At 62.4% G+C, this 10,875-nt stretch carries 10 protein-coding genes; 6 read left to right on the forward strand and 4 right to left on the reverse strand.

Annotated elements, in window-relative coordinates:
• The first annotated feature begins 57 nt into the window (after positions 1 to 57).
• Positions 58 to 525 (forward strand): TlpA disulfide reductase family protein, encoded by a 468-nt coding sequence (locus ASG55_RS15935; RefSeq protein ID WP_056788124.1) that lies wholly within the window; start codon positions 58 to 60, stop codon positions 523 to 525.
• Positions 526 to 763: 238 nt separating this feature from the next.
• On the opposite strand, the gene ASG55_RS15940 is transcribed toward ASG55_RS15935, so the two are convergent.
• Positions 764 to 1,168: an META domain-containing protein gene (locus ASG55_RS15940; protein WP_041479578.1), complete on the reverse strand. Its 405-nt coding sequence runs from the start codon at positions 1,166 to 1,168 to the stop codon at positions 764 to 766.
• Positions 1,168 to 1,602, reverse strand: a complete 435-nt coding sequence (locus ASG55_RS15945) for a hypothetical protein (protein ID WP_056788127.1) — start codon at positions 1,600 to 1,602, stop codon at positions 1,168 to 1,170. The genes ASG55_RS15940 and ASG55_RS15945 overlap by 1 nt, the downstream gene beginning before the upstream one ends.
• A 134-nt stretch (positions 1,603 to 1,736) precedes the next feature.
• Between ASG55_RS15945 and ASG55_RS15950 the strand changes: the two genes are divergently transcribed.
• Positions 1,737 to 2,195: a hypothetical protein gene (locus ASG55_RS15950; RefSeq protein ID WP_024013970.1), complete on the forward strand. Its 459-nt coding sequence runs from the start codon at positions 1,737 to 1,739 to the stop codon at positions 2,193 to 2,195.
• Between the two features lie 6 nt (positions 2,196 to 2,201).
• Here the strand turns inward: ASG55_RS15950 and ASG55_RS15955 are convergent, their stop codons facing one another.
• Entirely contained in the window at positions 2,202 to 3,191 is a 990-nt protein-coding gene (locus tag ASG55_RS15955; protein WP_056788129.1) for a 2-hydroxyacid dehydrogenase, read from the reverse strand.
• 81 nt (positions 3,192 to 3,272) lie between these two features.
• Positions 3,273 to 6,026, reverse strand: a complete 2,754-nt coding sequence (locus ASG55_RS15960; protein WP_056788622.1) for a response regulator — start codon at positions 6,024 to 6,026, stop codon at positions 3,273 to 3,275.
• A gap of 206 nt (positions 6,027 to 6,232) precedes the next feature.
• On the opposite strand from ASG55_RS15960, the gene ASG55_RS15965 reads away from it, so the two are divergent.
• The 4 genes from ASG55_RS15965 (at position 6,233) to rlmD (ending at position 10,854) form a co-directional block, all read left to right on the forward strand.
• Complete coding sequence (locus tag ASG55_RS15965) at positions 6,233 to 6,955, forward strand: response regulator transcription factor (protein WP_056788132.1); 723 nt, start codon at positions 6,233 to 6,235, stop codon at positions 6,953 to 6,955.
• Positions 6,942 to 8,366, forward strand: coding sequence for a sensor histidine kinase (locus ASG55_RS15970; RefSeq protein WP_056788135.1), 1,425 nt, complete (start codon positions 6,942 to 6,944; stop codon positions 8,364 to 8,366). The genes ASG55_RS15965 and ASG55_RS15970 overlap by 14 nt, the downstream gene beginning before the upstream one ends.
• Positions 8,367 to 8,575: 209 nt before the next feature.
• Positions 8,576 to 9,478, forward strand: coding sequence for a cysteine synthase CysM (cysM, locus tag ASG55_RS15975; protein ID WP_041479583.1), 903 nt, complete (start codon positions 8,576 to 8,578; stop codon positions 9,476 to 9,478).
• Positions 9,478 to 10,854, forward strand: coding sequence for a 23S rRNA (uracil(1939)-C(5))-methyltransferase RlmD (gene rlmD, locus ASG55_RS15980; protein ID WP_056788138.1), 1,377 nt, complete (start codon positions 9,478 to 9,480; stop codon positions 10,852 to 10,854). The genes cysM and rlmD overlap by 1 nt, the downstream gene beginning before the upstream one ends.
• Positions 10,855 to 10,875 lie beyond the last annotated feature (21 nt).

The following is a 10,875-nucleotide window of genomic DNA, read 5'->3' on the forward strand; positions in this document are numbered from 1 at the left end:
AGAACCGTCAGAGGCGATGGGTCGCAGGCGCTTTCGAATTTTCACAAGGAACACGACATGACACGGCGATTGGCAGCGGCATTGACGATAATCGGGGCGTTGATGCTGGGGGGCTGCGGTAATGATTACGGCATCGACCAGAACGGCCAGAAGGTAGCGTCCGAACGTCTGGACAAGCAGTGGGTGGTGCTCAATTACTGGGCCGAATGGTGTGGCCCGTGCCGCACGGAAATTCCCGAGCTGAATCATTTGGCTGATGAGCTCAAGAGCAAGAATGTCGGGGTGTTCGGGGTCAATTTCGACAACGTGCAGGGCGCGGAGCTGAAAGAGGCGAGCGAGAAACTCGGCATCAAGTTCACCGTGCTGGCGCAGGATCCGGCCGAGCTGTTCGACCTGCCGCGCAGTGAGGCGCTGCCGGTGACGTTCATTATTGATGACAAGGGCAAGGTGCGTGAGCAGTTGCTGGGTGAGCAGACGGCGGCGGGGGTGATGGCGAAGCTGGAGGCGTTGCAGGCTACGAAGTAAACCGCCAGAAGCCCCTCACCCCAGCCCTCTCCCGGGGGGAGAGGGGGCCGACCGAGGTGTCTTTCGTCGTACATCGACCTGAGACACCGAGTTGATTATGGTCCCGTCAGACAGAATCCAGTCGATTATGGATTCGGCGAAGAATTACCACGTCGACATAACTCTTCAATATCCCCCAATCAGTCCCCTCTCCCTCTGGGAGAGGGCTAGGGTGAGGGCCTTGGCGATCCAGGGCGGATCAACCCTCTTCCAGCCACCAGCGCAACGGTTTGCCTTCAGCCGGCCAGAAGCGTATCTGCTCGATTGGCGAAATGTCCCAGCGCTCGACTTTTTCCAGCGCCTGCAAGAAGCGTTGTTCCTGCTCCATCAGCGCCGGGGCGCAGAGCTTGCGGGTCTTGCCGATCTTGCCGAAGCTCAGCTTGTCGCCGTCCTGCGTGTACGGCGCGAACCAATGATTACAGCCGCCGTTGCCGTAGGCGCGGCCGTCATCGCCGAGGGTCACGGTCAAATGGCTGTAATCCATCAGTGGCCGCTCGCCGATCCATTCCAGAATGTAGCTGCGGTTGTGCTGCAGTTGTACCGGCTCTGCGGCGCAACCAGCCAGGCCGACACCGATCAGTGCGGTCAGGGCGAGGCGTTTCATCATGCAGGCTCCTGGCATTTCGGGCACAGGTGCTTGTCGCCAGCGGTTTTCCAGCCGAGCTCGGCGATGCGCGCAGTGGCGGCGGGTTTCTCGGCGGACTTGCCGAGTTTGGCATCCACGGCGAATTCGAAGCTCAGCTCTTTCGCGCAACTGTCGCAGTTGACCTGCCAGGTGTGAATGGCCAGTTCGCCGAACACCGGGCCTGTGGTCATCGCGGTCCATTGGCCTGGCGGATTGATCAGGTGGCGCACCGTGTCGACGGTCAGGCGCATGGACAAATCCTTGCTGCCTTTGAGCGTGACCAACAGGGCATCGCCGATACGGATCGAGCCACCGTTGCCGGTCACCTGATAGCGGCCTGGAACCAGGGCGCGGCATTCGGTGAGGGTGTGTTGCGGGTTCATCAGGGTGTAGCGGAAATCGTGTTCGACCATGGGTCCTCCAAATATGCGCGACATGCTAGCACGGGCTCGATTGCAGAATGATGCACGCGTGCGACCTTCGATCCGGTTCAAATGCGCCGACAGTCATGGCAAACTGCCGGCCCCCGAATCTGAAGGAACGGAACATGGCGCTGATCGAATGTTATGAATGCAAGCGGAGCATCAGTTCCGAAGCGCTGGTGTGCATTCACTGCGGCGCGCCGATGGCCGAGCACGCCGCCATGCAGGCGCAATCGACGGCGGCACCGGTGCAAGCCGCGACTATTTCCTTCGGTAGCCTGCCACGCAACAACGCAGTGCCCGAGGCGGTTGCGGCGCCAGTGTCCGAGCCTTTACCCAAAGTGATGCCGGCAGCGGCGGGGCGCCGACGTCGTCAGCAGGCTGCGGAACAGGCACGCCAGGAACAACAACCGCTCAACGCCGATGGCAGTCGCCCGGTGGAAGGCTGGCTGAAAATCATGGTGTTTCTGTTGCCAGCGTTTTTCGTCTGGTTCCTGCTGCGCAACGGCCATTCGAGCAAGCAGCGCCTGCTCGGTTTTGGCTGGCTGGGCTTGCTGATCCTGGCGTCTTCGCTGTCCAAGTAAAACCGTTCAACCCTCGACCTGGTTCTGCGGCGCACCTGCCGCCCAGGTCGCGATGTTGTGCAGGGTGGTCGCGGCAATCGCGCCCAGCGCCTCGCGGGTCAGAAACGCCTGATGCGCGGTGATGATCACGTTGGGAAACGTCAGCAGACGCGCCAACACATCATCCTGCAACGGCAGGTCGGAGCGATCCTCGAAAAACAGCTGCGCCTCTTCCTCGTAAACATCCAGCCCCAGATAACCGAGTTGGCCGTCCTTCAGCGCGTCGATCAGTGCCGGCGTGTCGACCAGCCCGCCGCGCCCGGTGTTGATCAGCATCGCCCCGGCCTGCATGTGCGCCAGTGAGTCGCGATTGATCAGGTGCTTGCTCTGTTCGTTGAGCGGGCAATGCAGGCTGATGATCCGCGACTGCGCGAGCAATTCCGGCAGGCTCAGATAACGTGCGCCCAACGCCAGCACCTCGGGATTGGGATGCGGATCGTAGGCGAGCAATTCACAGCCGAAGCCGTGCATGATTTTCGCGAACGTTGCACCGATCTGTCCGGTGCCGACGATGCCGACGGTCTTGCCGACCAGATCGAAACCAGTCAGGCCATGCAGGCTGAAATCGCCTTCGCGGGTGCGGTTGTAGGCGCGATGCAAGCGACGATTGAGGGCGAGGATCAGCGCCACGGCATGTTCGGCTACGGCATGCGGCGAGTAGGCCGGCACACGCACGACGGCCAGGCCGAGGCGTTTCGCCGCCGGCAGGTCGACATGGTTGTAACCGGCCGAACGCAGGGCAATCAGCCGCGTACCGCCAGCAGCGAGGCGTTCGAGCACCGGTGCGCTGAGGTCGTCATTGATGAACGCGCAGACCACTTCGTGCTGCTCGGCCAACGCCGCCGTATCGAGGCTCAGTCGCGCCGCTTGAAAATGCAATTCGAGCCCGGCCGGGCAGTCGGCGCCGAGAAAGCTGTCGCGATCGTAGGTCTGACTGCTGAAAAAGATTGTGCGCATGAATCCTCCTGGAACATCGACGCGGGCCGCAATGGCCCGCGACAACTGTAGCGCTTTGCGCGTGCAGCGCCTTGCCGTGGATCAGGCGCTGATGCGCGCCTGCGCTGCGAGTCGATTGATCGAGCGCTCCAGTTCATCCAGCGCGGCGGCGGCTTTCGGATCGTCCTGCTTGAGCAGGGTTTCGCTGCGCTGGCAGGCGGCGCGCAGTTGCGGCACGCCGCAATAACGGGTCGCGCCGTGCAAGCGGTGCACGCGTTCAAGCAGGGCATTCTGGTCGTGGCTGTCACGGGCGGCGCGAATCGCTTCGCGGTCGGCTTCCAGCGACGCCAGCAGCATGGCGAGCATGTCCGCCGCCAGATCCGCCTTGCCGGCCGCCAGACGCAAGCCTTCTTCGTGATCGAGCACCGGCAGTTCCTGCTGACTCGCCGCGCTGTCGCCGTTGCGCTCCGGCGCCTGATTGCGCAGGGCCAGCCCGGTCCACTTCAACACCACCTGCGCCAGTTGCCGCTCGCTGATCGGTTTGGTCAGATAGTCGTCCATGCCGCTTTGCAGCAGCGCGCGTTTTTCGTTGGCCATGGCGTGGGCAGTGAGGGCGACGATCGGCAGCGGCGTGCAATGCCGCTCGCTTTCCCACTGGCGAATGGTTTCAGTGGTCTGGCGACCGTCCATGCCCGGCATCTGCACGTCCATCAGCACCAGGTCGAAAGATTCGCTCTGCACGGCTTTGACGGCCGCGTAACCGCTTTCGACCGCGAGCACTCGAGCGCCCATGTCTTCGAGCAGGGTCTGCACCAGCAACAGATTGGCCGGGTTGTCGTCGACACACAGCACGCGCGGCGCACGGCTGGACAGCGGCTCGCCCGGTTCGCTGCGGGTCTGGCGCGGATTGACCAGATCGGACAACGCTCGGCGCAGCTTGCGCGTACACGCCGGTTTGGCTTGGAGCTGGCTGTGCGGGTTGGGCACCGACAGATGAAACAGCGTCTGTTCGGTGGTCGGGCACAGCACCAGCACTTTGCAGCCCAGATGTTCAAGGTCCCAGATGTGCTGATTCAAACGTTCCGGGAGCATGTCGTTGCTGGTGATGCCGATCACCGCCAGATCGATCGCCTGATCGGTCTGATGCGCGCCGGTAACGCCATTGCTCAGGCTTTCCAGGGTATTGAACGGCGTAACTTGCAGTCCGCAGTCTTCCAGCTGATGTTGCAAGGCCTGACGCGCCAGTTCGTGATTTTCCAGTACTGCCACGCGGCGTCCGAGCAATGGCGCGGCGGGCAGGTCTTCGGCGTCGTCGCGAGTCTTGGGCAGGCTCAGGCTGATCCAGAATTCCGAACCTTCGCCCGGCGTGCTGTCGACGCCGATCTCGCCGCCCATCTGTTCGATCAGACGCTTGGAAATCACCAGCCCCAAGCCGGTGCCGCCGGGTTGACGCGACAGCGAATTGTCGGCCTGACTGAAAGCCTGGAACAGCGCGCGCACATCCTGATTCGACAGGCCGATGCCGGTGTCCTGAATGCTGATGCGCAGTTGCACGCTGTCTTCGTGTTCGTCTTCGAGCATCGCCCGGGCGACGATGGTGCCTTCGCGGGTGAACTTGATCGCGTTGCTGACCAGATTGGTGAGGATCTGCTTCAGGCGCAGCGGATCGCCGACCAGCGACAGCGGCGTGTCGCGATAGACCAGACTGACCAGCTCAAGCTGCTTGGCGTGCGCGGCCGGGGCGAGAATGGTCAGGGTGTCTTGCAGCAGGTCGCGCAGGTTGAACGGAATGTGATCGAGCACCAGTTTGCCGGCCTCGATCTTCGAGAAGTCGAGAATCTCGTTGATGATTCCCAACAGGCTGTCGGCAGACTTTTCGATGGTGCCCAGATAGTCGAGCTGGCGCGGGGTCAGTTCGCTTTTCTGCAACAGGTGAGTGAAACCGAGAATGCCGTTGAGCGGCGTGCGGATCTCGTGGCTCATGTTGGCGAGGAATTCGGATTTGATCCGACTGGCTTCCAGCGCTTCTTTGCGCGCCAGGTCCAGTTCGATGTTCTGGATCTCGATGGTTTCCAGATTCTGCCGCACGTCTTCGGTGGCCTGATCGACGCTGTGCTGCAATTCTTCGCGAGCATTCTGCAGGGTGCCGGCCATGCGGTTGATGCCCGAGGCCAGTTCGTCCAGCTCCTGGCTGCCGAGGGGCGGCAAGCGGGTTTCCAGATGACCGTCCTTGAGTTGCGCGACTGCCTGTTTGATCTGGCTCAGCGGACGGTTGATGGTGCGGCCCATGCGCAACGCGAGGAGGGCGGCGCCGGCAAGTCCGGCGGCGATCAGCAGCAGGCTGGCGAACAGGCTGCGATAGCCGCGCAGCAACATGCCGTTGTGCGACAGCTCCAGCTCGACCCAGCCGAGCAGGCGTTCGGATTCTTCGGGAATGATTTCACCGGCGAGATTGCGGTGCTTGCCGAACACCGGCATCAGGTAGCGCGTCGCGTCATTGCCGCTGCGTCTTTGCAACAGCGCGCTGTCGCCGCTCGGGGCCTGATTGAGCATGGTCGGGCCGGCGTGGGCCAGTGGCGAGCGGTCCGCCGCGAGGAAGGTCACCGCACGCACGTCGGGTTGTTCAAGGGACTGGGTGGCGATGCGTTCGAGCAGATCGGCGTCGCCGTGGCCCATCGCCGGCGCCACCAGCGGCGCCAGTTGCTCGGCGATCATTTCGCCGCGCTGCATCAATTGGCTGTGCAGGTCGGTCTGCTGCGTCCAGGTGAAATAGCCACCCAGCACCAGCGCCATCAGGCTGGTCGGCAACAAGGTCAGCAACAGCACGCGACCTTTGATTCCCAGTTTCTTGAGCACGCCTATCTCCCGCATCCCGCTGATCTGTTGACACATGCGTGCATCCGGCACGCGACATGGGCGCAGTGTAGCGATTTGCAGGCGGGCAATCTTGCGGAAAATGCAGCGCCGCCGACGCACGCGCTCGTCCGACAGGCCAAGCTTGTGTTGCCCGCTGTCGGACAATCTTGAATAATCCGCCAACTGAGAATTACTTGCAGATACTCATGACTCCTGTTTCCGTTGGCCAGCCACGCATCCTTTCCATTGAAGACGACCCGGTCCTCGGCGCGTATGTGCACGAGCATCTGGGCCGCAGCGGTTTTCAGGTGACCTGGTGCCAGAACGGCCAGGAAGGTCTGAACATCGCCCAGCGTCAGCCTTTCGACGTGGTGCTGATGGATATTCTGCTGCCGGGGCTCGATGGTCTGCAGTTGTTGACGCAATTGCGGCAGAGCCATTCGACGCCGGTGCTGCTGATGTCGGCGCTGGGTGCCGAGGCCGATCGCATCAGCGGTTTCCGCCTCGGTGCCGATGACTATCTGCCCAAGCCGTTCAGCATGGCCGAGTTGCATGTGCGCATCGAAGCGATCCTGCGCCGGGTGGCGCTGGATCGGCGCCCGCCTGCGGTTACCGCTGCGGTGGTCAGCGGCACCCTGCGTTTCGATGACGAACACTGCGACGTGTTCTTCGGCGAGCAAGCGGCCGGGTTGACCCGCAGCGAATTCCGTCTGCTGGAAACCCTGCACCGCAACAACGAGGAGGTGCTGAGCAAAGCCTTCCTTTATCAGCATGTCCTGCAACGCGGCTTTGCGGCGCACGACCGCAGCCTCGACATGCACATCAGCCAGATCCGCCGCAAACTCAAAGCCATCGGTTACACCGAGCGCGAAGTGCGCACGGTGTGGGGCAAGGGCTATGTCTTGAGTGGCGCCGATGAAACTGTCTGAGCTGCCGGGGCGGCATTCGCTGTTCTGGAAACTGGCGTGCCTGCTGGTGGCGTTCTGTCTGCTGATGATCTGGCTGAGCTGGTCGTGGGGCCGCTACATGGAGGAGCGCAATCAGTTCCTCTCCAGTGACGCCCGCAGCACCCTCAGCCGTTACGCCGCGCAAGCCGAACAGGCGTGGCAGCGCGGCGCGCGCAGTGGCGTCGATGACTGGTTGCAAAGCATGGAATTGCGCGAGGCCAGTTGGGTCGGCGTGATCGGCGCTGATTTGCAGTCGCTGAGCAGCCAGCCGTTGAACGCCGCGGAGGTGCAGCACCTGACCTTCCTGCGCGGCCTCGACTGGCCGATCCACAAGAAGGGCCGACCTTGGCTGCGGGTGCCGTTCCCGCAGGATCCGGCCGCCGGCATTCTGGTCATCGAGTTGCCCGAGCGCTTTGTTCCGGGCAAGTACCGGGTGTTCTGGCGGGTGATCACCAACGGCGTGATTCCCGGGCTGTTCACCCTGTTGCTCTGTGTCGGCCTGTATCGCCTGCTGGTGGTGCCGCTGAACAACCTGCGCGAACAGGCCAACGCCTGGCGCGCCGATCAGTTGAACGTGCGCCTGTCGAGCGGCATCACCCAGCGCCCGGATGAACTCGGTGAGCTGGCGCGGGCCTTCGATTCCATGTCCGAGCGCCTGCAAAGCACAGTCGCCTTGCAGCAGCAGTTATTGCGCGACTTGTCCCACGAACTGCGCACGCCGCTGAGCCGTCTGCGTGTGGCCAGCGAAAGCGAACAAGGTCTGCCGCAGCTACGCGAGCGCATCGGCCGCGAGGTCGACGGCATGCAGCGGCTGGTCGAAGACACCCTGCAACTGGCCTGGCTCGACACCGACCGCTCGCCGTTACCAAATGAAGCGATCCAGATTCAGGCACTGTGGGAAATGCTCACCGACAACGCCTGTTATGAAAGCGGCTGGCCGAGCCTGCAATTGCAATGCTCGGTCGAAGCTTCGTGTTGGGTGCGCGGCAACCTCAATACCCTCGCGCAAGCGCTGGAAAACATCCTGCGCAACGCCATTCGTCACTCGCCCGAGGGCGGGATTGTGCGGCTCGATGGACGGCGCGATGGCGAGTATTGGCATTTGTGGCTTGAGGATGAGGGCGGCGGCGTGGCTGACGAAGATCTGCAGCGGATCTTTTCGCCGTTCATTCGATTGGACGGATCGAGACCCGGGGATGGTGGCTTTGGCCTGGGCTTGAGCATTGCGCGTAATGCGGTGCAGCGCCAGGGCGGGTTGCTCTGGGCGCAAAACACCGGGGCGGGGCTGCGGTTGAATTTGCGCTTGCTGGCGGATGATGGCGTCGCCCATGCGGACGCCTTCGCGAGCAGGCTCGCTCCCACAATGGCTGTGCATTCACCGCAGATCGCATAAGCAAAATTCATCCCCTGTGGGAGCGAGCCTGCTCGCGAATTCAAGCATCACCACAAGAACTGAGTGTTACTCAAATAAAAGTCGCACCACTGGCGCGACTTTTATTTGCTTATTCCCATAAACCATAAGCACCGCACTTTGCGTGATATGGCCTGCGCGGGTTTGCCGGTATGATAGGCGCCCCCGCACGTCTGGATTGCGAATACGCCATGACCTTGCAGTACCCAACCATCGCCGATTGCGTCGGCAACACGCCGCTGGTGCGTTTGCAGCGCCTGCCCGGCGCCACCAGCAACACCCTTTTGCTCAAGCTCGAAGGGAACAACCCGGCGGGTTCGGTCAAGGACCGCCCGGCGTTGTCGATGATCACTCGCGCCGAGTTGCGCGGGCAGATCAATCCCGGCGATACGCTGATCGAGGCGACCTCCGGCAACACCGGCATCGCGCTGGCGATGGCCGCTGCGATCAAGGGTTACAAGATGATCCTGATCATGCCGGACAACTCCAGCGCCGAGCGTAAAGCGGCGATGACCGCTTACGGTGCCGAGCTGATTCTGGTGACTCAGGAAGAGGGCATGGAAGGCGCCCGCGATCTGGCCCAGCGTATGGAAGCCGAAGGCCGTGGCAAGGTGCTCGACCAGTTCGCCAATGGCGACAACCCCGAAGCGCACTACACCACCACCGGCCCGGAAATCTGGCGTCAGACCCAGGGCAGCATCACCCATTTCGTCAGTTCGATGGGCACCACCGGGACCATCATGGGCGTGTCGCGCTACCTCAAAGAACAGAGCGACAGCGTACAGATCGTCGGCCTGCAACCGATGGAAGGCTCGGCCATTCCCGGCATCCGCCGCTGGCCGCAGGAATACCTGCCGAAGATTTACCAGGCCGACCGCGTCGATCGCATCGTCGATATGGCGCAAAGCGAAGCCGAAGACGTGACCCGGCGCCTGGCCCGCGAAGAAGGCATCTTCTGCGGTGTGTCCTCGGGCGGTGCGGTGGCAGCGATGCTGCGCCTGTCCAGAGAAGTTGAAAACGCGGTGATCGTTGCGATCATCTGCGACCGTGGCGACCGTTATCTGTCGACCGGCATTTTCGACGCGCCGAACTGATGGCCAAGCACGAACGAGGCCTGCGCTTCCAGCCCACCGGCGGGAGCAAGGCGCCACAGATCCCGACCGGCAAAAAGCAGCGCTTGAGTATCGAGCGCCTGGCCAATGACGGTCGCGGTATCGCGTTTTTCGAAGGCAAAACCTGGTTCGTCCTCGGCGCCCTTGCCGGTGAAGAGGTCGAAGCACGGGTGCTCGGCGCCCACGGCAAAGTGGTCGAGGCGCGTACCGAGCGCGTGTTCACGGCCAGCGACGTGCGGCGCCCGGCAGCATGCCCACACTTCGGCCGCTGTGGCGGTTGCAGCGTTCAGCACTTGCCCCACGACGAACAGCTCGCCCTGAAACAGCGCATGCTCGCCGAGCAATTGTCGCGGGTGGCCGGTGTCGAACCTGGAGAGTGGGCGGCGCCGCTGAGCGGCCCGGAATTCGGCTACCGTCGGCGCGCGCGCATCGCCGTGCGCTGGGACATGAAGGCAAAAAAAATCGAAGTGGGTTTCCGCGCTGCCGGCAGTCAGGACATCGTCGCGATCAGCGAATGCCCGGTGCTGGTACAGCCCTTGCAACCGATCATGACCCGCTTGCCAGAGATGCTGCGGCGCTTGAGCAAACCGCAGGCGCTGGGCCATGTCGAGTTGTTCAGCGGCTCATCTCTGGCGCTATTGCTGCGGCACATGGCGCCGTTGTCCGAAGCGGATCTGACCATTCTCAAGGATTTCTGCCAGTTCCATGAAGCGCAGTTGTGGCTGCATGGCGAAGGTGAACCGCAACCGGTCGAAGCCGGTCAGAGCCTCGGCTATCGCCTGGAACAGTGGGATCTCGAGCTGGCGTACCGGCCGGGTGACTTCGTTCAGGTCAACGCCGGGGTCAACGAAGCGATGATCGCTCAGGCGCTGGACTGGCTTAAACCGACGGCTGAAGAACGTGTGCTCGACCTGTTTTGCGGGTTGGGAAATTTTGCGCTACCGCTGGCCAAAAGCGTCCGTGAAGTGGTGGCGGTGGAGGGTGTGCAGACCATGGTCGAGCGGGCCGCTGCCAACGCCGTCAGTAACAATTTGCATAACACAAAGTTTTTTCAAGCCGATTTATCCCAGCCTTTGAGCGATGCCCAGTGGATCGGAAACGGCTTTTCTGCGGTACTCTTGGACCCACCGCGTGACGGTGCTTTCGAGGTGGTGCGCAAGCTCGCGACCCTGGGTGCCAAGCGGTTGGTATATGTGTCGTGCAACCCGGCCACGCTGGCGCGCGACACGCAGGAATTGATCAAGCAGGGCTACCGGTTAAAACGTGCCGGGATTCTCGATATGTTTCCTCAGACGGCACATGTCGAGGCCATGGCGTTATTTGAAGCGAGCCAGGACGGCTCGTCTGAATCCGTCTGATCTGTCCGCGCAGCGCTCGCC

The organism is Pseudomonas sp. Leaf434 (assembly GCF_001425545.1).
Taxonomy (GTDB): domain Bacteria; phylum Pseudomonadota; class Gammaproteobacteria; order Pseudomonadales; family Pseudomonadaceae; genus Aquipseudomonas; species Aquipseudomonas siliginis.